Consider the following 19,819-nt stretch of genomic DNA (forward strand, 5'->3'; position numbering starts at 1 on the left):
TAGCGCGCAGGATGGCAAAAGAAAAGAAGGCCCCGCCGCTGTCATTCATCGGCTTCGGGCGCGATCAGGTCCGGCCCACTGGCCCGGTTGGAGTTTACGGCCGTGCCGACCCTGTGAAACTGCAACACATCCTCGGCGCCGGGTTTCATCAGGAGGGCTGCCCCCTTGCCGACCTCGCCCAGCCACAAGGCCCAATCCGCCGGTTCGATGATCAACGGCATTCGGTGATGAACCGCACGCACATTGTCGTTGGCTGCGGTCGTGACGATCGCGCAGGTCGCCTGCCGCGCCTCACCCTCGCCCCAGTTCTGCCAGATGCCGGCAAAGGCGATGGGCGCACCATCGCTGCGGTGGAAGTACCAAGGCAGCCGCGCACCGTCTTGGGTCTTGGTCCATTCGTAGAAACCCGTGGCCACGATCAGGCAACGCCGATCACGGCAAGCTGCGCGAAATGCCGGTTTCTGGGCCAGGGTTTCGGCGCGCGCGTTGATCAGCAGCGGACCGTCGTTTTGGGTTTTATACCAATGTGGCAAGAAACCCCACCGCAGCGGGTCCAACTGCCGCCCTCCCTCTCTGGCGCGCACGACATGCACCTGATTTGTCGGGCAGATGTTGTAGTTGGGCACCGCCGGCAATGCGTTTGAAGGCCGCGCAACGAACAGCTGCGCCATGGCATCGTTGGGAAGAGTTATTGCAAACCGTCCGCACATGGGTAATGAACCAACAACAAAAGTTTCAATCAGGCACAGGGTCTCGCGCAGTCAGATGACAAATCAAGCACCAAATTCCCTCAAGGCCAAGGCGGTGGCGGATCTGGACTCCGGCAAGCTTCCTCAGGCTCTGAAGAAAGCTACCCTCGGCATCAAGAAATTCCCGAAAGACGCGGACTACCACGCGATTGCCGGGTTCGTTCTGACCGAGATGAAGCAGTACAAGAAATCGCTGCCGCATTTCCAGGAAGCCGCCCGCCTGAAACCGGACGACCCGCAATTCGTCGAAAACATTGCGAATGCCCTGATGCAGACCGGCCAGATCGCGCGAGCGTTGGCCTATGCCGAAAAGATGGCCGAAAAGATGCCCGGCAACCGCGAGATCGTCCGGGTGATCGATGAAATCACGCTCAAGGGCAAGAACTGGCGCAGCATCATCGAGAACGCCACCAAGCGCCTGATGACCGATCCGGACAACCCCAAGCTGCTGTCCACCCGCAGCAGGGCCTATGGGCGCGTCGGCTTCGTGGATGCGGCCTCGGCCGATATTGCGCGTGCATACGAGCTGGATCCCGACAACATCGAAATCGCCTTCCGCCGAGCGGTGGACCTGCACCAGGCTGGCGACAAAAAGGGCTGTACTGACCTATTGTGGCGCGTGCTGGACAAGGATCCGTATCACGCATCGGCGTTGTTCCAATTGTCGTCGATGGTAGACGCCGAACAGGCCGAAGCATTGCTGCCTCGGGTCGAGGCTGCGATCGCAAAGCGGAAACACCCCAATTCGACTCTGGAATTCACGCTGGCACAGCTTCAATCGAAGATCGGTGGGCTGGAGGCCGCCCTTGCGCAGTTTGCAGTCGCAAACAGGGTGCAGCACGACGAAAACCCATACGATTTCGAAGAAGAAGAGCGCAAACTACGCCGCATCTGTGGCTTGTTCCCTGACAGCGCGTCGGTCCCAAGTTCCGGGATCGAGGAAATGCCCTTGCCGATTTTCGTGATCGGACAGCCTCGGTCGGGCACCACCTTGATGGAAATGATGCTGAGTTCCGCCCCCGACATCGCGGGATGTGGAGAGCTGAACCTCGGGTCCGACCTTTCGGCGCCATACTCGAACGAAAAGAAGGCATTCTCGGACGCAGAAGCTGCTGAGTTCGCCAAGCATTTCCGCGAGTTGATGCCCCCGATCCCCGAGGGTTCGATCGCTTTCGTCGACAAGATGCCGCACAACTACCAGCGTGTTGGTTTTCTTTTGGCAGCCTTCCCCAACGCCAAGATCATCAACATGCTGCGCGACCCTCGGGACGTCGGCCTGTCGAAATGGATCCGGCGTTTTCCAGCGGGCGGAATGCGATACGCATCGAACCTGAACTCGATCGCGCACTCGGCCAACATGTATCGCCGCTACATGCAGCATTGGGATGCTATCTTCGGGGATCGCATCCTGACGGTACCCTACGAAAAGCTGGTGGCCGATCCCGAGACCTACAGCAAGCAGGTTGCAGAATTCTGCGGGATCGAATGGCGCGAAAGCATGATGCACCCGGAAGAAAACAAGAAACAGGTGCGTACGGCCAGTATCGACCAGGTGCGCAACAAAATCTCGACCAAATCGGTTGGCGGCTGGCGTCAGGTTGCGGATTATATCCGGCCCATGTTGGACGGTTTCGACCCCGAGTTGTGGCCCGAATACGAATTCGATTAAGCCGAACCCCAACAAAAAAGGCCGCATCCTTGGATGCGGCCTTTTCTTTCTTTGTGTCAGCAATCACTTCTGCTGAATACGTCCGTCCAGATAGGGCGTGTAAGGTGCATTGGCCGCAAGGTATTCCGCGGTCACATCCGCAAGATCGGGACCGAAGTCATAGGCATTCTTGTCCTCGCCAGAGAACATCTTGTACCCGTCGCCACCGTTGCGGACATAGTTGTTGGTCACCACCAGATAGGTCTTGGCCGGATCGATTGGCACATAGCCATCTCCCTCGGCCACCATAACTTCGGTCACGCGACCTTCGTTGGGGGCAACCGACGGATCCCAGGTGAATTTCAACCCTGCCACCTGCGGGAAGCGACCCTTGACCTCTTCCACTTGGCTTACGCCGTTTTCCAGCGCATCGATGATGCCCTGCCCGCTGATCTCGAAGGTCGAGAGCGTGTTCTGGAAGGGCAGAACAGTCAGCACCTCGCCCATGGTCACGTCGCCCGCGTCGATCGAGGCACGCAGGCCACCCGAGTTGGCGATGGCTATCTGAACGCCCTGATCGGCGACCCGCGCCAGCATGGCATCGGCCACCAGGTTACCCATCTCGCATTCCTGCACGCGGCAGATCGACCGGTCGCCTTCGATCGGAGCTGCAGCATTGGCCACAACCTTGTTGCGGATCTCGTCCAGCGGCTTGGCCAGTTCAGCGATGCGATCAAGGGCAGCCTGATCCTCGGTCACGGTATTGTCCATGATCAGCGGTTCACCCACCGCCTCGACCACGTTGCCGTCGTCATCGAAGGTCACGTTCAGCTCGCCCAGGAACTTGCCGTAGGCATAGGCCTGAACGATCTGCACCCCGTTCACAACGGTCGGATATGGCCCGGCGGCCTTGTCCGAAGTGTTCGAAAGGTAAGTGTTCGAATGTCCGCCCACGATCACGTCAACACCCGTGGTTTCCTGCGCGACCCGCTGGTCGACACCATAGCCCGAGTGGCTGAGCACGATGATCTTGTTGATGCCTTCCCCCGTCAGCTTGTCCACCTCGGCCTGAACCGCCGGAACAGGATCAGAGAACACGACATTCGGCCCGGGTGAAGCCAACTCGTCGGTGTCTTCGGGGGTCAGGCCGATCAGGCCAATCTTCTCTCCACCCACTTCGATCACGGTCGATTTCTTGATCCGGTCAGTCAGAAGTTCTTCGTTCTCGATGTTCGCATTCGACATCAGAATCGGAAATTCGACCGCATCGACGAAACCGGCCAGAACCTCGGGGCCGTCATCGAATTCGTGGTTGCCCACGGTCATCGCATCATAGCCCAGCTTGTTCATGAACTCGGCCGCGACCTTGCCCTTGTAATAGGTATAAAACAACGACCCCTGAAACTGGTCACCGCCGTCCACGAGGATCGAGTTTTCGGCCCGTGCGCGGGCGTCGTTGACCGCGGTCACCAGTCGCGCCGAACCGCCGAAGCACTTGCCCTCGGCATTGTCCTCGGCACCACAGCCGCTGTCATATTTGTTGATCGGCTCGAACCGGGAATGGAAGTCGTTGGTGTGCAGAATGGTCAGCTTGTAGTCGGCCGCCGCCATGCCTGCAGTCAGGCCAAGGGCCGCGACGGATGTCAGGAAACGGGTAATCATTTGAAACTCCCTGTTATTGATTGTCAGGATCGTGCGCCGAGGGCGGCAAAGAGTCAAAGGGGGAAATGCGGCTTGATTCTACCCCGCGCGCGGGGCATCACGGCGCCATGCTGATCTACAAGATATTCCGGGCCGAGGAATGGGCGGCCCTGCAGGCACAGGGCGAAACCCGGGGCGCACCCATCGACGTGACCGATGGGTTTGTGCATTTTTCCACCGCAGAACAGGCGGCGGAGACCGCGGCCAAACACTTTGCCGGGGTCGAAAACCTGACCCTCGTGGCGTGCGATGCCCAGAAAATGGGCGATGATCTGAAATGGGAGGTCTCGCGCGGCGGGGCCTTGTTCCCGCATCTCTATCGCAACATGCGCATGGCGGATGTGGTCTGGGCCAAGCCGCTACCGCTGGAAAACGGCGCGCACCGCTTCCCCAAGGAGATGCAATGACCGGCCATATCGACCCCGACCGCGCCCAGTTCGAGGCGTTCAAGGCGCTGGACCGCGATCACCCGATCGAGATGCTGAACCTTGTGCGGTTCCGCGCCAAGGCCGTCTATCCCGCAGGCCACGACCTGGCCGGCGCGGGGCTGAGCGGCGTCGAAGCCTATCGCCGGTACGGGGCCGAAACCGCGCCGATCATCGCGCGGCTGGGGGCCTCGATCATCTGGCGCGGCACGTTCCAAACAACGCTGATCGGCCCGCAGGACGAGGTATGGGACGAGATGTTCATCGCCCGCTACCCCTCGGCCCATGCGTTTCTGGAGATGGTGACCGACCCGGCTTACCGCGCGGCGGTCATTCACCGGCAGGCGGCTGTGGCCGACTCGCGCCTGATCCGCTCCGCCCCCGCCCCAACCGGAACGTCCTTCGGATGAAACTGACCGAGAAACTTGCGCTGGCGGCCCTGCACCGCCTTGACCCCGAAACCGCGCACGGCCTGTCGATCAAGGCACTGAAAACGGGTCTGACCCCGGCGCCCGGTCCCGTCACCTCGACGCGCCTGCGCACGCAACTTGCCGGGCTGGACCTGCCCAACCCTGTGGGGCTGGCCGCCGGGTTCGACAAAAATGGCGAGGTTCTGGGCCCGCTGTCACGCGCAGGCTTTGGGTTTATCGAGGTGGGTGCCGTCACACCGCGCCCGCAGCCGGGCAACCCCAAGCCGCGCCTGTTCCGACTGACCGAGGACCGCGCCGCCATCAACCGGTTCGGCTTCAACAACGAAGGGATGGAGGCGATGGCCCGGCGTCTGGCGCACCGCCCCAAGGACGCGGTGATCGGCTTGAACCTGGGCGCCAACAAAGACAGCACCGACCGGGCGCGGGATTTTGCACAGGTGCTGGCCCATTGCGGGCAATGGCTGGATTTCGCCACGGTGAATGTCTCGTCGCCCAACACCGAAAAGCTGCGCGACCTGCAGGGAAGAGAGGCGCTGAGCGCCCTGCTGGCAGGTGTGCTGGACACCCGCGATGCCTTGGCGCGGCCGATCCCGGTGTTTCTGAAGATCGCCCCCGACCTGACGGATGACGAACTGCGGGACATCGCCGATGTCGCCCGTGACACGGGTATCGACGGTGTCATCGCCGCCAACACGACCTTGTCGCGCGAAGGGCTGCGCAGCCCGCACAAGGATCAGTCCGGCGGATTGTCAGGCGCGCCCCTGTTCGAGAAATCGACCCGCGTTCTGGCCCGGCTGAGCCAGATGACCGACGGGCAGATTCCGCTGATCGGCGTGGGTGGCATCGGCACGGCCGAACAGGCCTATGCCAAGATCTGCGCCGGGGCCTCGGCCGTGCAGTTCTATACCGCGATGGTCTATGGTGGCCTGTCGCTGGCGGCCGAGATCGCGCGGGGGCTGGACGCCCTGCTGGCGCGGGACGGGTTCAAATCGGTGGCCGACGCCGTCGGCAGCAAACGAGAGGATTGGCTGTGATCGAATACTGGCACAACCCACGCTGTTCAAAATCGCGCGCCGGGCTGGCCCTGCTGCAGGACCGCGGCGCCGAAGTCATCGTTCGCAGATACCTCGAGGACGCGCCCAGCGCGGATGAGCTGCGTGCGGTGCTGTCCCGGTTGGGCATCCCGGCGATCGAGATGATGCGCCAGGGCGAGGCGCGGTTCAAGGAACTGGGGCTGAGTAAGGATACGCCGGAAGAGGCCTTGGTTCAGGCCATTGCCGAGAACCCGATCCTCATCGAACGCCCGGTCGGGATCACCGCCGACAAGGTCGCCATCGGTCGCCCGCCCGAGAACCTGCTGACCCTGCTCTAGGCAACCTGCGCCTCGAGCCGGGGATAGCGCAGGCCCAGCGTCACCGCGCGGGCGGTGTTCAGCACCATCAGCGCGGCCCACAGCCCGTGATTGCCCATTGTCGGCACAAGCAGGAACAGCGCCACCACATAGATCGCCACCGACTGGATCATGGCGGTGCGCATGGCGCGGGTCCAAGTAGCACCGATGTAGATGCCGTCGAACATCCAACTGGCGACTCCGATCACCGGGGCCAGCGCTGCCCAGATCAGGTATTCGCGCGCCGCGATCCGCACCTCGGGCGCTGTTGCCATCAGGTCGATCAAGGCCGGCCCCGCCAAAAAGAAAGTGACCCCCAGCAGCAACGCCCCACCGACGCCCCATTGCGACGCCATGACCGAGGCGCGCCGGACCCGGTATCGGTCCTTGGCTCCGACGGCGCTGCCCACCAGCGCCTCGGCGGAAAAGGCGAACCCGTCCAGCGCAAAGGCGGTGATTTCCAGGAACTGCAGCAGCACCTGGTTGGCGGCCAGCGTCACGTCGCCCAGATCGGCGCCCACGAACAGAAAGGTGGTAAAGGACCCGGTCAGCAGCACCGACCGGATCATGATGTCGCCATTGACCTGCATCATCCGGCGCAGGCGGGCGGGGTCGAAGATCCGCGCCCAGTCGCGCCATTGATTGCCCCCGAAAGCATCGCGACACAACCACAAACCCAGCGCCAGACCCGTCCATTCGGCAATCAGCGTGGCCACCGCCACACCTTCAACGCCCCAGCCCAGACCCAGCACGAACCACAAATCCAGCAGGATGTTCAGCCCGTTCATCCAAACCTGCAGGACGAACACGCCGCGCGTGCGCTCGACCGCGATTAGCCACCCCGTCACGGCATAAAGCGCAATGGTCGCCGGCGCGCCCCAGATCCGAATCTCGAGGTATTTGCGCGTCAGCGCCTCGACCTCGGGGCTGGCGGGCGACAGCGCGAACGCCCCTGCGAATACCGCCACCTGCGCCACGATAAAGAACAGCCCAGCCGCGCCACCCAAGAGCAGACCGCGCATGAGCAGAGCACCGGTTTCGGCCGTGTCTCCCGCGCCTCGGGCCTGTGCGGCCAGACCGGTCGTGCCCATGCGCAGAAAACCGAACACCCAATAGATCGTGGCCAGAATGACCGCGCCAATGCCAACCGCGCCGATCGGGGCGGCCTGCCCCATCTGGCCGACCACGCCGGTATCCACAGCGCCCAGAATCGGCACCGTCGCGTTGGACAGCACAATCGGCACCGCGATCTTCAGCACCCGTCTGTGCGTAATGGGTGCCGAGGCGTCCCGCATTTTGCTCAGCCCTTGGCCGAAGGCTCTTGCGGCATCAGGAAATGCCCTGTGGCCTGCGCGAACAGCTTGGCGTGGTTGTCCTGCCAGGCCTCGACGCGCACCGAGGCGTACCGCCGCCCTGCCCGGCTGATGAAGGCGCGAGCATAGGCATCGCGCGGCAGGCCCGAGCGCAGGTAATCCACCGTGAAATCGATGGTCTTGGGAAAACGGATACTGTGATCTGAGATGATGTCCTCGGCGTCGATCTCGCCGCTTTCGATGCGTGGAAACAGGTGCTCCCAACTTAACGTGATCACCGCCGTCACCTCGAGAAAGGCCGCCGTGACGCCCCCATGAATCGCCGGCAGGAACGGGTTGCCGATCAGCTTTTCGTCGAAATTCAGAACTCCGGTCAGCTCATCTCCGCGCCGATCGAAACTGATGTTGAGGAACCGGATATACGGAACCCCCTCGACCAGCGCCTTGAGGGCCGCGTCGCGGCGCTGTTTCACCACCTGTATCGGTTCGGGGCGGGGTCTTGCCATGTCACTTCCCCTCGACCGTGAAGGCGCCCGAGGCGGTGGCCACCGGGCGATCCTGTTCGTCGTCCATCGCGGTTGCGCGCACGAAGGCCACGTTGCGCGTGATGTGATAGCAGGTCGCGCGGGTGGTGATCGTCTGGCCGGGCGTTGCGGCGCGCATGTAGTCGATGCGCAGGTCGATGGTGGCTGTGCCGCCGGGCGCGGCCGGGTGGCTCATGACCGCAGCCCCGCAGCAGGTATCCAGACTGGCCGACACCGCCCCACCGTGAATCACGCCCGTGCGGGGATCGCCGATCAGATCCTCGTTGTAAGGCATGGTGATCTCGGCCTCCCCCTCGCCGATATGGGTCAGCGTCAGGCCCAGTGCCCGCGCATGGGGGATCGCCTCGATGAACTGGCGGGCGAGTACTGTTTTGTCGACCATGAGGTTCAGTCCTGTTGTCCTGCCCCTTTATGATCTGCTCTGCGCGCAAAGGGCAAGCCCGCCTGTTGCGCTTGTCCGCACAACGCCCTAGGTTGCAACCGAGGAGAACAGGAATGTCCGACAAGCGTTTGTCATTCAAAGAGATGTGCGCCGAGTTCGACGTGACTCCGCGCACCCTGCGCTACTACGAGTATATCGAGCTGCTGCAGCCAGACCGGGAAGGACGTTCACGGTTTTACGGTCCGCGCGAGCGTGCGCGGATGAAGCTGATCATGCGTGGCCGAAAGTTCGGTTTCCCACTTGAGGAAATCCGGCAGTGGTTGCTGATCTACGAAGATCAAGGCAACAAGGCCCAGATGGCCACCTTTGTCGAAATGGCCGACCGCCAGATGGAAGAACTGCGTCAGCAGCGTCAGCAACTGGACGAAGCCATGGACGAGTTGCAGCGCCTTCGCGATCAAACGGCCAACTCCCTGACCTAAATCGGCCAGTTCGAGCCCCCCCCAAATCCATCCCTCATTACACCGGAAATCTGCATTTTTCGGCTGGAGCCCTGCTGCCTGCCCGTCGGATTCGAACCGCGCGGTTACAATGGATTTGGCTGACCCAACGGAAAGAAAATTGCCAACCCGCCGCTTTACGCGACCGGAAGTTACGTCAATTTCTTTGTGACGCAGCGTCTGGATTACGTAAACGTCAATCTCATGTTGTAAAGCGGCCATCGACTGCGCAACTTTCTCATGACGCCAGCGACGAGAGGGTGACCAATGACCGAAGATCTTATGACCATCCGCGAGATGTGCGAGACCTATGACGTCACGCCGCGGACCTTGCGGTTCTACGAAGCCAAAGAGCTTCTGTTTCCGATCCGTGAGGGCCAAAAACGGCTGTTCACCAAACGTGACAGGGCGCGGCTCAAGCTGATCCTGCGCGGCAAACGCTTTGGTTTCAGCCTGGAAGAGATTCGACAGCTTCTGGATCTGTACCATGTCGGCGACCAGCAACTGACCCAGATGACCCGCACCTATGAAATCGCGTGCGAGCGTCTGGCGGACATGGAAGCCCGCCGCGAGGAACTGACTCAGGCCATTGACGATCTGAAGGAGCAGTTGCGCTGGGGCGAGAAGGTCATCGCCTCGATGAAACAGGAAAAGAAGGCGGCCGAGTAACTCCGCGCCGCCTGCCACCCGGACATCTGAATTAAGGGAGCTTCAAATGCCCGTTTACAACGCGCCTACCAAAGACACGCAATTCGTTCTGCATGACGTTCTGAAAATCTCGGCCTCGGATATTCCGGGCTACGATGAGCTGGAGCCCGAGTTCACGGGCGCCGTTCTGGAAGAGGCCGGCAAGGTCGCCGTCAACCTGCTGCACCCGCTGAACGTGGTCGGCGACACCGAAGGCTGCCGGCTGGAAAACGGCGTCGTCTACACCCCGACCGGGTTCAAGGATGCGTTCGAGCAGGTCAAGGAAGGCGGCTGGACCGGTCTGGACATGCCCGAGGAATATGGCGGCCAGAACATGCCTTATGTTCTTGGCACGGCCGTGGGCGAGATGTTCTCGGCCGCAAACCAGGCCTTCACCATGTATCAGGGCCTGACCCACGGCGCGGCCTCGGCCATCCTGGCGCATGGCACCGATGCGCAGAAAGACACATATCTGCCCAAGATGGTCAGCTGTGAATGGACCGGCACCATGAACCTGACCGAGCCGCATTGCGGCACCGATCTGGGCCTGATGCGCACCAAGGCCGAGCCGCAGGGCGATGGCAGCTACAAGATCACCGGCCAGAAGATCTTTATCTCGTCCGGCGATCACGACATGGCCGACAACATCATCCACCTGGTGCTGGCCAAGATCCCCGGCGGCCCCGAGGGCATCAAGGGCGTGTCGCTGTTCATCGTGCCCAAGTTCCTGGTGAACGAAGACGGCAGCCTGGGCGAGCGCAATGGTGTTTCGGTCGGCAAGATCGAAGAAAAGATGGGCATTCACGGCAACTCGACCTGCGTGATGAACTATGACGGCGCAACCGGTTACCTGCTGGGTCAGGAACACAAGGGCATGCGCGCCATGTTCACCATGATGAACGAAGCGCGTTTGGGTGTCGGCATGCAAGGTCTGGCTCAGGCCGAGGCCGCCTATCAGAACGCGCTGGAATACGCCAAGGACCGTCTGCAAGGCCGCGACGTGACCGGCGCCAAGAACCCCGACGGCCCGGCCGATCCGCTGATCGTACATCCCGACATCCGCCGCAGCCTGATGGACCAGAAAAGCTTTGTGGAAGGCGCGCGGGCCTTCATCCTGTGGGGCGCGACCCTGATCGACAAGGCGCACCGTTCGGGTGACAAGGATGCCGACGGGTTGATCTCGCTGATGACCCCGGTCATCAAGGGCTTCCTGACCGACGAAGGTTACGACATGACCGTTCAGGCCCAGCAGGTCTATGGCGGCCATGGCTACATCGAGGAATGGGGCATGTCGCAATACACCCGCGACGCCCGCATCGCCATGATCTACGAAGGCGCCAACGGCGTTCAGGCGCTGGACCTGGTCGGCCGCAAGCTGGCGCAGGACGGCGGCAAGCATGTCATGGCCTTCTTCGACATGGTCAAAACCTTCTGCAAGGAAAACAGCGGCAAAGACGAAGCCTATGACAAGGCGTTCATCGAACCACTGAAGGCCGCCTCGAAGGACCTGCAGGCCGCCGGCATGTATTTCATGCAGAACGGTATGACCAACCCGAACAACGCTCTGTCGGGCTCGTATGACTTCATGCACATGTTCGGTCATGTCTGCCTGGGCCTGATGTGGGCGCAGATGGCCAAGGCCGCGCAGGAAGCACTGGATGCCGGTGCGTCCGACAAGGACTTCTACGAAACCAAGATCGCCACCGGCCGCTACTACATGGCGCGCCGTCTGCCGGCCACGGGCATGCACCTGGCTCGGATCCAGACCGGCGCCGACACGGTGATGGCACTGGACGCGGCGAACTTCTGATCCCAGTCTGGTTCCGGGCGACCCCGCCCGGAACCAGCGCTCATGGAGGAGATGACATGCCAAAACGCTTTCGCCTGACCCGCCGCTTTCCCGTCGCCATGACCGAGGACGGGTATCGAAAACTCAAGGGGTTTGCCCGCGAGGCCGGGCTGGACGAAGGAGAGGCGCTGTCATTCCTGTTCGAGAATTTCAACAGCGTGATCGACGAAGAGAACCTGACCCACCGGCTGCGCATCTTCAATTCCGAGCTTGAGGCGCGCAAACGCTAGACGACCCCGATGCCTGGCCCAGGCCCGGCGTGTTTTCAGCAAGACAAGTCCGAACGCGGCTGCGGCCCGCGGTCAGGTTTTTCTCGAAACACGTGCGTGACGAAACCGTACAAACCGCCTTGGGAGGGGTGAGTGCATGACGATAAAACTGCATTGCTTCGGAGAAAGCGGAAACTCGTACAAGGCCGCCCTTGCGCTCGAGATGTCGGGGCTGGAATGGGAGCCGGTCTTTGTCGATTTCTTCAACGGCCAGACCCGAACCCCCGAATACCGCGCCGAAGTCAACGAAATGGGCGAAGCGCCGGTGTTGATCGACGGAGATTTCCGGACCAGCCAATCGGGCGCGATTCAGGCCTATGTCACCGAAAAGTCAGGTAAATTCGGCGGAAATACTCGGGAAGAAAACTATGACATCCTGCGCTGGGTGCTGTGGGACAACCACAAGTTCAGCTCGATGGCTGGCATGACCCGGTTCCTGATCAACTTTCTGCCCGAAGAGCACCGCAACCCGGATGTGATCGCCTTCAACCAGGGCCGCCTGAAGGCCGCCTATCAGGTGCTGAACGCGCATCTTGAGGGCCGCGACTGGATCGTCGGCGACAGCGTGACCAACGCCGATCTCAGCTGCTGCGGCTACCTGTATTACCCCGAACCCTTCGGTTTTGACCGCGCCGAATGGCCCCATATCGACGCCTGGCTGACCCGCCTGTCCGAGCAGCCCGGATGGAAACACCCCTATGACCTGATGCCCGGCAATCCGTCGGATCGAGCTTGAGGAGAGAAGTATGACCGAAGCTTACATTTATGATGCCCTGCGCACCCCGCGCGGCAAGGGCCGCAAGGACGGCAGCCTGCACGAGGTGACCTCGGTGCGCCTGTCGGCGGTGGCCCTGAACGCCATCAAGGAGCGCAACAACCTGGAAGGCCACGCCGTCGAGGACGTGATCTGGGGCAACGTGACCCAAGTGATGGAACAGGGCGGCTGCCTGGCGCGGTCCGCGGTTCTGGCCTCGGACCTGGATGAATCGATCCCCGGTCTGGCCATCAACCGGTTCTGCGCATCCGGTATGGAGGCCGTGAACTTGGCCGCCAACCAGGTCAAAGGCGGCGCGGGCGAGGCCTATATCGCCGGTGGCGTCGAGATGATGGGCCGCGTGCCCATGGGCAGCGACGGCGCCGCCATCGCCGTCGATCCGTCGCTGGCGATGGAGACCTATTTCGTCCCGCAGGGCATCTCGGCCGACATCATCGCCACCGAATACGGTTTCAGCCGCGACGATGCCGACGCGCTGGCCGTCGAGTCTCAGAAACGCGCGGCCAAGGCGTGGGAAGAGAACCGCTTTGCCAAGTCGGTGATCTCGGTGAAGGACCGCAACGGCCTGACCATTCTGGACCGCGACGAATACATGCGCCCCGGCACCGACATGCAGAGCCTCGGCGCGCTGAACCCCTCGTTCCAGATGATGGGCGAGCAGATGCCCGGTTTCGACAAGGTGGCGATGCTGAAATACCCGCATCTGGAAAAGATCAACCACATCCACCACGCCGGCAACAGCTCGGGCATCGTGGATGGCGCGGCGGCCGTTCTGATCGGCAACAAGGAATTCGGCGAGAAATACGGTCTGAAGCCGCGCGCCCGCATCAAGGCCACCGCCAAGATCGGCACCGACCCGACCATCATGCTGACCGGCCCGGTTCCGGTGACCGAAAAGATCCTGGCCGAAACCGGCATGAAGATCAGCGATCTGGACCTGTTCGAGGTCAACGAGGCCTTCGCCTCGGTCGTGCTGCGGTTCCAGCAGGCGTTTGACGTCGATCCGGCGCTGGTAAACGTCAATGGCGGTTCGATCGCCATGGGCCACCCGCTGGGCGCCACCGGCGCGATCATCATCGGCACCCTGCTGGACGAGCTGGAGCGCCAGGACAAGGAAACCGGTCTGGCCACCTTGTGCATCGCATCCGGCATGGGCGCGGCAACCATCATCGAACGTGTGTAACGGCGGGGATCAGGAGAAGAAAAATGGCTGATTTTACACTGACCAAAGACGCCGGCGGCGTTGGCATCATCACCTGGGACGTCCCCGGCAAGACCATGAACGTGATGTCGTTCGACGGCCTGTCCGAACTGAACGACTGCATCGATCAGGCCCTGGCCGATGACGAGATCAAAGGCATCGTGATCACCAGCGGCAAGGAGGGATCCTTTGCCGGCGGCATGGACCTGAATCTGCTGGCGGTTATGAAGGAGCAGGCGGGTGACGACCCGGCCAAGGGCCTTTTCGAGGGCACGATGAAAATGCACGCTCTGCTTCGCAAGATCGAGCTGGCCGGCATGGACCCCAAGACCAAGAAAGGTGGCAAACCGATCGCGGCCGCCCTGCCCGGCACCGCCGCCGGCATCGGCATGGAGCTGCCGCTGGCGACCCATCGCATCTTTGCCGCCGAAAACCCCAAGGCCAAATACGGCCTGCCGGAAATCATGGTCGGCATCTTCCCCGGCGCGGGCGGCACCACGCGTATGGTCCGCAAGGTGGGCGCCATCGCGGCGGCTCCGCTGCTGCTGGAAGGCAAGATGCTGGACGTGAAAAAGGCCAAAGGCGCAGGCTACATCGACGAGATCGCAGCCGATCCGCTGGCCGCGGCCAAGGAATGGGTGCTGAACGCCAAGGAGGCCGATCTGGTCAAGCCGTGGGACGCGAAGGGCTACAAGATGCCCGGCGGTGCGCCCTATCACCCGGCGGGCTTCATGAACTTCGTGGGTGCCTCGGCCATGGTAAACGGCAAGACCCAAGGCGCCTTCCCGGCGGCCAAGGCCCTGCTGAGCGCGGTGTATGAAGGCGCACTGGTCGATTTCGACACCGCGCTGAAGATCGAGGCGCGCTGGTTCACCTCGGTGCTGATGAACCCGTCCTCGGGCGCGATGATCCGTTCGCTGTTCCTGAACAAGGAGGCGCTGGAAAAAGGCGCCGTTCGTCCGCAAGGCATTCCGGATCAGTCGGTCAAGAAGATCGGCGTTCTGGGTGCCGGCATGATGGGCGCGGGTATTGCGCTGGTCTCGGCGCAGGCCGGGATGGAGGTCGTGCTGATCGACCGCGATCAGGCCGCCGCGGACAAGGGCAAGGCCTATACCGAAGCCTATCTGGACAAGGGCATGAAGCGTGGCAAGGTCACGGCCGAAAAGAAAGAGGCCATGCTGGCCCGCATCACTGCCACGCCGGATCTTGAGAAACTGGCAGGCTGCGATCTGATCATCGAAGCCGTGTTCGAGGATCCCAAGGTCAAGGCCGAGATGACCCAGAAGGTCGAGGCGATCATCCCCGAGGACTGCATCTTTGCCTCGAACACTTCGACCTTGCCGATCACCGAACTGGCCAAGGCCAGCAAGCGGCCCGATCAGTTCATCGGCATCCACTTCTTCTCGCCGGTCGAGAAGATGTTCCTGGTCGAGATCATCAAGGGCAAGGAAACCGGTGACCGGGCCGTGGCCAAGGCGCTGGACTATGTCCGCCAGATCCGCAAGACGCCGATCGTGGTCAATGACGCGCGGTTCTTCTACTGCAACCGCTGCATCATCCCCTACATCAACGAAGGCGCGCGGATGATCACCGAAGGCGTCAGCCCGGTTCTGGTCGATAACGCCGCCCGTCAACTGGGCTTCCCGGTCGGTCCTGTCCAGCTGACCGACGAAACTTCGATCGACCTGGGCGCCAAGATCGCGCGGGCGACCAAGGCGGCAATGGGCGACGCCTACCCGGAAAGCCCTGCAGACGATCTGATCTTCTGGATGGAAGAACAGGGTCGCTTGGGCCGCAAGTCCAAGGCCGGGTTCTTCGATTATGACGAAAATGGCAAGCGCATCGGCTACTGGAAAGGTCTGCAGGACAAATATCCGCTGGCCGAGCAGCAGCCCGACCTGATCGAGGTGCAGGAACGCCTGATGTTCGCACAGGTTCTTGAAGCCGTGCGCGCGCTTGAAGAAGGTGTTCTGGAAGACATCCGCGAAGGCGATGTCGGCGCCATCCTGGCCTGGGGCTTTGCGCCCTGGTCAGGTGGTCCGTTCAGCTGGCTTGATATCATCGGTGCGCCTTACGCGGCCGAGCGTTGTGACCAGTTGTCGGAGAAGTACGGTGACCGCTTCGCCTGCCCGCCGCTGCTGCGCGAGATGGCCGAAAAAGGTCAGACCTTCTACGGCCGCTTCGACCCCGAAGCCAAGGCTGCCTGAACAAGTGATGCTGGCGCATGATCCCATGCGCCAGCATCTTTCTTAGAGTGTTTGGTCAGGTCTGCCATTCAGGCCGCAGAAACAAGGCCGGCACGTTGGGCCGCCCCGGACGTCCCGGACGCCGCACCCCCGATGGGGGACGGATCGGAAAGATCGGTTCCTGCGGGATGGGTGCAGGCAGTGCACCCAACGGGTTTGCAAGGGCCGACAGTTCGCCGGCCTCTGCGATAGATGTAACGAGGCTCCGCGCCTCGGATTCTTCCAGCACCGCGTAGGATCGTCGGGACGGGCCAGACAGCGAACGGATGCGGCACGAGGAACAGAAGGCTTGAAAGCCACCCTCGATAAAGACCACTTCGTCCTGCTCAAAAAACAGCGATGTGACCTGGAATTCCTCTGCCGGTGTCCGAGAGGAAAAGCTGAAGTGCCCGCTCAGCAGACGCGCCGGAATGATCGCCAGCCCCTCGTCGATGCTGCCATCAGAAGACAAGGCTACGGCCATTCCCTGCTCGGGCATCAGCCAGACCGCGCGACCGTTATATGCCGCGCGGGACGGCACGCGCACGGGCAAAAAGTCAGGTCGAACCTCGCCAGCCGGTACGGCTATTCTGTCGTGGGACACGCGTTTCACTTCCTGGAACCCGTTGTCCATCGTTCTGACCAGATCCCCGGCGACCAATGCCTCGGCCAGTTTCCAGCCACTGGTGGTGGCAACCTTCGTCCCATGCAGCAATCCGCCACGCCTGACCGAAACGGCGTCACCCGGTACGGTCTGGATATTATTTTCGGAAAACCCCGAAACACTCACTACTTCCAACACGTGCCGACCCCCTTTTGGCACTTTCAAACTATCCCATTGTGCTAGCACGAAGTTTTCGGGAGTGACTTAGTTTTGCCATATTTAGGGCCAATTTGGGCCTTTTTCGCCCCATTAGTCGCGTTTTTTAATAAACAAAAGCCTGTATTTGTCAGCGTTTCGCGCAATTCGGGAAATAATCGACCAGCCTTATTCGAACCGATATTCGAATCTCTCTATGTCTTCGCGACAGGCGTCAAACACAGCCTTTTTTGCCTGGACCGAGTAGTAGTTGGCGTATTCCGCCCCCCGGGCTGACCGGTTTTCATGCGGAAGGTCCAGACGAAACCCCAGATGATCGAACAGTGGGGCCGCATCCCGCTGAAAGCTTTCGATCCGAATGTATGCGCGACAAAGATCGGTTCCGGTGGCGTCTCTGACATAGGATGGGAACGGGTTTTCCCGAAAGGACTGCTGGATTTTAGGGTGCAGAACAAAGGCCTCAAAATCCAGCCGCCCGGCCAGATGGACTGCTGGGTGATCAAAGGACTGATCCCTCAGCCAGTGGTAATAGCTGACCATCCGGTCCCACGGGTTCCGGATCAGCGTGAACACGAACATCTCTTTCATCTGCTGGGCGGGCAAAAGCCCCCGCAAATCGGTCAGCCGGGAGTGTTTCCACAGCCTTCCCGCCGTCTTCAGTGACCTGTTGCGTTTGTTTCTGCGCTGCGCCTTGGGGGTGTCGCCCACCAGGATATCGTCCTTCATGGCCCGCTGCTCGAGCGCCAGCGCCAGCGATGTTCCCCCGGTCTTGGGAATTTGTATGAAGATGTAGGACCGCCCTGTTGATAGAATCATTGCGCCGGTTCCCGTTGGGGAACCACGCTCGCCCGCCACGCCAGAACTGCACCGGCCGCGGCGATCAGGGCGATGCCCGCAATCTGAAGCGGTCCGATCCCCTGCCCCATCACCACCCAGGCAAAAAGCGGCCCGAAGATCATGACCGAATACTCGAACACCGCGACATATGACGGCTCGCCCAGTTGGTAGGCCTTGATCAGCATGAATACCGCAGCCGTGGACCCAACCGCCTGCAATGCGACCCAAGGCAGAGCGGCCTCCATCGGCCAGACCCAGCCCCGGGTCACAAAACCAGCCGGGCCGTCAGACCCGACCACCGGCAAAACCGAAAACACGGCGAGGCCAAGAGCGCCGGCCAGCCCAAGCGTGACAATCATCGCGGCCAGCAAGGCGACGGTGCTTTCGTTTGCACAATGCGTTCGGGTCAGAATCGCACTGAGCGCATAGAAAAAGCCGCCAGCCACCGGCAATAGGCTGGTCGCATCAAAGGCATTGGGGTCAGGCTGCAATACACAGAGGATTCCGACAAACCCGATAAGCACAGCCAGGACCCGCCAGGGGCCGATCTTCTGGTCCAGCAACAGCGCGGAAATCAACAGAACGAAGATCGGTGATGTGAACAGCCCCGCAAGGGCCTGAGCAATTGGCATCAAAGCCAGTGAGCTGAAATAGAACAGCATCGCCAGGGTGATCAGGACACTGCGCAGCAGGACCGCCCAAAACCTCTGAGGTCGCAGCCCTCCAAACCCCAGAAACGACAGTCCCACGATAAGAGGCAGCATCATCACGGCCCGGCTAAGGTGGAATTGCCACAGACCGATCGTTTCGGCCAGCCGAATGACGAAATTGTCCACGACGCCGATGATTGCCATGGCCGAGACCATCAGAACCGATGCAAGAACCGGTGAAGAAGGATGTGCTGTCTGCATGTGGCCTTGGCCTCCGGGCCCTTTGGCCGAAACTGCGCGTCCCAGTTATCGAGCACATTTCCAAATCACCACGCAACAGGTTTGCGCGGATTAATCTCTCCGTGTTAGAAATCGACAAAAGAAAAAACGAGCAGACCTCATCGAAATGACGGCACTGAAACAATACCAGCGGATCGAGGCTACCGGTCTGTGGCGCCCGTCGCCCGACGAGCAGCGGCGCGAAGTGGTTGTTTCGATCGGCGAAGCGACGTTGACCATCACCGATTTCAACGATCGCGCGCTGACGCACTGGTCGCTTGCCGCACTTGAAAGGCAGAACCCGGGCAAGTTCCCCGCGATATTCAACCCCGACGGCGATCCGGACGAGACACTGGAGCTGGAGCAGTCCGAATCCACCATGATCGAGGCAATCGACCGCTTGCAACGCGCCATCGAACGGGCGCGCCCGCATCCCGGGCGGTTGCGGTGGGCCAGTGTCGGCGGCGTGGTTGCGGCTGTCGCGGCGATCTTGCTGTTCTGGCTGCCCGGCGCCCTGCAAAGCCATGTCGAAAAGGTCGTGCCCGAGATCAAACGGCAGGACATCGGGAACACGATTCTGCAACGGATTGAACGGGTCTCGGGCCGGGCCTGCGCCTCGGCGGACGCGCAGCCGGCGCTGCAGAAGCTGGCCCAGAGAACAGGTGTGCGACGGATCGTTGTGTTGCCGGCCGGGGTGCAGGAAAGTCTGTCACTTCCCGGCGGGATCGTGCTGCTGAACCGAGCGCTGGTTGAAGACAGTGAAGATCCAGCGGTGGCCGCCGGTTACGTGATAGCTGAACGCACGCGGGCCCGGCAGCATGATCCGTTGGATGATCTCCTGGACAAAACTGGGCCCACTGCAGCGTTTCGTCTGCTGACGACGGGCGAACTGACACCCCAGATCGTGGACACCTATACCGAACAGGTTCTGGCCGAACCCCGCCCCGCAGTTCCGGAAGACGACCTGCTGGCGGCGTTTGCGTCCGCCAATTTGCCCTCAACCCCATATGCCTATGCGGTTGATATCACGGGCGAAACGGTTCTGGGTCTGATCGAGGCCGACCCGATGGCGGGTCAGCCTTTGGATCAGGTTATGCCCGACCGCGACTGGGTGCGGCTGCAGAACATCTGCAGCGACTAGGC

21 protein-coding genes are annotated in these 19,819 nt (G+C 61.5%); 13 read left to right on the top strand and 8 right to left on the bottom strand.

Annotated elements, in window-relative coordinates; translation table 11 throughout:
* Positions 1–41 precede the first annotated feature (41 nt).
* Positions 42–710, bottom strand: a complete 669-nt coding sequence (locus tag ACR0JC_RS05695) for an SOS response-associated peptidase (RefSeq protein ID WP_170338153.1) — start codon at positions 708–710, stop codon at positions 42–44.
* Positions 711–765: 55 nt separating this feature from the next.
* Between ACR0JC_RS05695 and ACR0JC_RS05700 the strand changes: the two genes are divergently transcribed.
* Positions 766–2,418 (top strand): tetratricopeptide repeat-containing sulfotransferase family protein, encoded by a 1,653-nt coding sequence (locus tag ACR0JC_RS05700; RefSeq protein WP_170338150.1) that lies wholly within the window; start codon positions 766–768, stop codon positions 2,416–2,418.
* Positions 2,419–2,481: 63 nt separating this feature from the next.
* Here ACR0JC_RS05700 and ACR0JC_RS05705 read toward each other — a convergent pair whose 3' ends face one another.
* On the bottom strand, positions 2,482–4,059 hold the full coding sequence (locus ACR0JC_RS05705) for a bifunctional metallophosphatase/5'-nucleotidase (protein WP_170338148.1): 1,578 nt from the start codon (positions 4,057–4,059) through the stop codon (positions 2,482–2,484).
* Between the two features lie 107 nt (positions 4,060–4,166).
* Between ACR0JC_RS05705 and ACR0JC_RS05710 the strand changes: the two genes are divergently transcribed.
* The 4 genes from ACR0JC_RS05710 to arsC are packed head-to-tail and all read left to right on the top strand — an operon-like array spanning position 4,167 to position 6,326.
* Positions 4,167–4,505, top strand: coding sequence for a DUF952 domain-containing protein (locus tag ACR0JC_RS05710; protein ID WP_170340004.1), 339 nt, complete (start codon positions 4,167–4,169; stop codon positions 4,503–4,505).
* Positions 4,502–4,933, top strand: coding sequence for a DUF1330 domain-containing protein (locus ACR0JC_RS05715; RefSeq protein WP_170338146.1), 432 nt, complete (start codon positions 4,502–4,504; stop codon positions 4,931–4,933). Before ACR0JC_RS05710 ends, ACR0JC_RS05715 begins: the two co-directional genes overlap by 4 nt.
* Positions 4,930–5,988, top strand: coding sequence for a quinone-dependent dihydroorotate dehydrogenase (locus tag ACR0JC_RS05720; protein ID WP_170338143.1), 1,059 nt, complete (start codon positions 4,930–4,932; stop codon positions 5,986–5,988). The genes ACR0JC_RS05715 and ACR0JC_RS05720 overlap by 4 nt, the downstream gene beginning before the upstream one ends.
* Complete coding sequence (gene arsC, locus ACR0JC_RS05725; RefSeq protein WP_170338141.1) at positions 5,985–6,326, top strand: arsenate reductase (glutaredoxin); 342 nt, start codon at positions 5,985–5,987, stop codon at positions 6,324–6,326. The genes ACR0JC_RS05720 and arsC overlap by 4 nt, the downstream gene beginning before the upstream one ends.
* On the opposite strand, the gene ACR0JC_RS05730 is transcribed toward arsC, so the two are convergent.
* The 3 genes from ACR0JC_RS05730 to ACR0JC_RS05740 are packed head-to-tail and all read right to left on the bottom strand — an operon-like array spanning position 6,323 to position 8,584.
* The gene (locus tag ACR0JC_RS05730; RefSeq protein ID WP_170338139.1) at positions 6,323–7,639 is read right to left on the bottom strand and encodes an MATE family efflux transporter; all 1,317 of its coding nucleotides are present in this window, start codon (positions 7,637–7,639) and stop codon (positions 6,323–6,325) included. The genes arsC and ACR0JC_RS05730 overlap by 4 nt on opposite strands.
* A 5-nt stretch (positions 7,640–7,644) precedes the next feature.
* Positions 7,645–8,163, bottom strand: coding sequence for a PaaI family thioesterase (locus tag ACR0JC_RS05735; RefSeq protein WP_170338137.1), 519 nt, complete (start codon positions 8,161–8,163; stop codon positions 7,645–7,647).
* Between the two features lies 1 nt (position 8,164).
* Positions 8,165–8,584, bottom strand: coding sequence for a PaaI family thioesterase (locus ACR0JC_RS05740; RefSeq protein WP_093962628.1), 420 nt, complete (start codon positions 8,582–8,584; stop codon positions 8,165–8,167).
* Positions 8,585–8,697: 113 nt separating this feature from the next.
* Between ACR0JC_RS05740 and ACR0JC_RS05745 the strand changes: the two genes are divergently transcribed.
* The 7 genes from ACR0JC_RS05745 to ACR0JC_RS05775 all read left to right on the top strand — a co-directional run bounded on the left by ACR0JC_RS05745 (position 8,698) and on the right by ACR0JC_RS05775 (position 16,072).
* Positions 8,698–9,066 (top strand): MerR family transcriptional regulator, encoded by a 369-nt coding sequence (locus ACR0JC_RS05745; RefSeq protein WP_093962629.1) that lies wholly within the window; start codon positions 8,698–8,700, stop codon positions 9,064–9,066.
* A 285-nt stretch (positions 9,067–9,351) separates the two neighbouring features.
* On the top strand, positions 9,352–9,753 hold the full coding sequence (locus tag ACR0JC_RS05750; RefSeq protein WP_093962630.1) for a MerR family transcriptional regulator: 402 nt from the start codon (positions 9,352–9,354) through the stop codon (positions 9,751–9,753).
* Positions 9,754–9,799: 46 nt separating this feature from the next.
* A complete protein-coding gene (locus ACR0JC_RS05755) occupies positions 9,800–11,581 on the top strand; it encodes an acyl-CoA dehydrogenase C-terminal domain-containing protein (protein WP_170338135.1) in 1,782 nt (593 codons plus the stop codon).
* A 56-nt stretch (positions 11,582–11,637) separates the two neighbouring features.
* Entirely contained in the window at positions 11,638–11,850 is a 213-nt protein-coding gene (locus tag ACR0JC_RS05760) for a hypothetical protein (protein WP_005981899.1), read from the top strand.
* Positions 11,851–11,986: 136 nt separating this feature from the next.
* Positions 11,987–12,625, top strand: a complete 639-nt coding sequence (locus ACR0JC_RS05765; protein ID WP_170338133.1) for a glutathione S-transferase family protein — start codon at positions 11,987–11,989, stop codon at positions 12,623–12,625.
* A 10-nt stretch (positions 12,626–12,635) separates the two neighbouring features.
* Positions 12,636–13,847 carry an acetyl-CoA C-acetyltransferase gene (locus ACR0JC_RS05770; protein WP_170337662.1) on the top strand — a complete coding sequence of 404 codons (1,212 nt, stop codon included), beginning with the start codon at positions 12,636–12,638 and terminating at the stop codon, positions 13,845–13,847.
* Between the two features lie 23 nt (positions 13,848–13,870).
* Positions 13,871–16,072 carry a 3-hydroxyacyl-CoA dehydrogenase NAD-binding domain-containing protein gene (locus tag ACR0JC_RS05775; protein ID WP_170338131.1) on the top strand — a complete coding sequence of 734 codons (2,202 nt, stop codon included), beginning with the start codon at positions 13,871–13,873 and terminating at the stop codon, positions 16,070–16,072.
* A 55-nt stretch (positions 16,073–16,127) separates the two neighbouring features.
* Here ACR0JC_RS05775 and ACR0JC_RS05780 read toward each other — a convergent pair whose 3' ends face one another.
* The 3 genes from ACR0JC_RS05780 to ACR0JC_RS05790 all read right to left on the bottom strand — a co-directional run bounded on the left by ACR0JC_RS05780 (position 16,128) and on the right by ACR0JC_RS05790 (position 18,658).
* Positions 16,128–16,892, bottom strand: coding sequence for a Hint domain-containing protein (locus ACR0JC_RS05780; protein WP_260063326.1), 765 nt, complete (start codon positions 16,890–16,892; stop codon positions 16,128–16,130).
* 186 nt (positions 16,893–17,078) lie between these two features.
* Entirely contained in the window at positions 17,079–17,726 is a 648-nt protein-coding gene (locus ACR0JC_RS05785; RefSeq protein WP_170338129.1) for a sulfotransferase family 2 domain-containing protein, read from the bottom strand.
* On the bottom strand, positions 17,723–18,658 hold the full coding sequence (locus tag ACR0JC_RS05790) for a DMT family transporter (protein ID WP_170338127.1): 936 nt from the start codon (positions 18,656–18,658) through the stop codon (positions 17,723–17,725). Before ACR0JC_RS05790 ends, ACR0JC_RS05785 begins: the two co-directional genes overlap by 4 nt.
* A 145-nt stretch (positions 18,659–18,803) precedes the next feature.
* On the opposite strand from ACR0JC_RS05790, the gene ACR0JC_RS05795 reads away from it, so the two are divergent.
* On the top strand, positions 18,804–19,817 hold the full coding sequence (locus ACR0JC_RS05795) for a hypothetical protein (RefSeq protein ID WP_170338125.1): 1,014 nt from the start codon (positions 18,804–18,806) through the stop codon (positions 19,815–19,817).
* Positions 19,818–19,819: the final 2 nt, after the last annotated feature.

The sequence above is a fragment of the Ruegeria sp. CH5 genome (genome assembly GCF_056537025.1).

Coding starts and splice junctions, on each gene's coding strand:
- ACR0JC_RS05750 (WP_093962630.1), top strand. CDS start 9,352: ATGACCGAAGATCTTATGACCATCCGCGAGATGTGCGAGACCTATGAC.
- ACR0JC_RS05730 (WP_170338139.1), bottom strand. CDS start 7,639: ATGCGGGACGCCTCGGCACCCATTACGCACAGACGGGTGCTGAAGATC.
- ACR0JC_RS05770 (WP_170337662.1), top strand. CDS start 12,636: ATGACCGAAGCTTACATTTATGATGCCCTGCGCACCCCGCGCGGCAAG.
- ACR0JC_RS05745 (WP_093962629.1), top strand. CDS start 8,698: ATGTCCGACAAGCGTTTGTCATTCAAAGAGATGTGCGCCGAGTTCGAC.
- ACR0JC_RS05760 (WP_005981899.1), top strand. CDS start 11,638: ATGCCAAAACGCTTTCGCCTGACCCGCCGCTTTCCCGTCGCCATGACC.
- ACR0JC_RS05710 (WP_170340004.1), top strand. CDS start 4,167: ATGCTGATCTACAAGATATTCCGGGCCGAGGAATGGGCGGCCCTGCAG.
- ACR0JC_RS05735 (WP_170338137.1), bottom strand. CDS start 8,163: ATGGCAAGACCCCGCCCCGAACCGATACAGGTGGTGAAACAGCGCCGC.
- ACR0JC_RS05790 (WP_170338127.1), bottom strand. CDS start 18,658: ATGCAGACAGCACATCCTTCTTCACCGGTTCTTGCATCGGTTCTGATG.
- ACR0JC_RS05765 (WP_170338133.1), top strand. CDS start 11,987: ATGACGATAAAACTGCATTGCTTCGGAGAAAGCGGAAACTCGTACAAG.
- ACR0JC_RS05715 (WP_170338146.1), top strand. CDS start 4,502: ATGACCGGCCATATCGACCCCGACCGCGCCCAGTTCGAGGCGTTCAAG.
- ACR0JC_RS05720 (WP_170338143.1), top strand. CDS start 4,930: ATGAAACTGACCGAGAAACTTGCGCTGGCGGCCCTGCACCGCCTTGAC.
- ACR0JC_RS05785 (WP_170338129.1), bottom strand. CDS start 17,726: ATGATTCTATCAACAGGGCGGTCCTACATCTTCATACAAATTCCCAAG.
- ACR0JC_RS05795 (WP_170338125.1), top strand. CDS start 18,804: ATGACGGCACTGAAACAATACCAGCGGATCGAGGCTACCGGTCTGTGG.
- ACR0JC_RS05705 (WP_170338148.1), bottom strand. CDS start 4,059: ATGATTACCCGTTTCCTGACATCCGTCGCGGCCCTTGGCCTGACTGCA.
- ACR0JC_RS05740 (WP_093962628.1), bottom strand. CDS start 8,584: ATGGTCGACAAAACAGTACTCGCCCGCCAGTTCATCGAGGCGATCCCC.
- ACR0JC_RS05695 (WP_170338153.1), bottom strand. CDS start 710: ATGTGCGGACGGTTTGCAATAACTCTTCCCAACGATGCCATGGCGCAG.
- ACR0JC_RS05755 (WP_170338135.1), top strand. CDS start 9,800: ATGCCCGTTTACAACGCGCCTACCAAAGACACGCAATTCGTTCTGCAT.
- ACR0JC_RS05700 (WP_170338150.1), top strand. CDS start 766: ATGACAAATCAAGCACCAAATTCCCTCAAGGCCAAGGCGGTGGCGGAT.
- ACR0JC_RS05775 (WP_170338131.1), top strand. CDS start 13,871: ATGGCTGATTTTACACTGACCAAAGACGCCGGCGGCGTTGGCATCATC.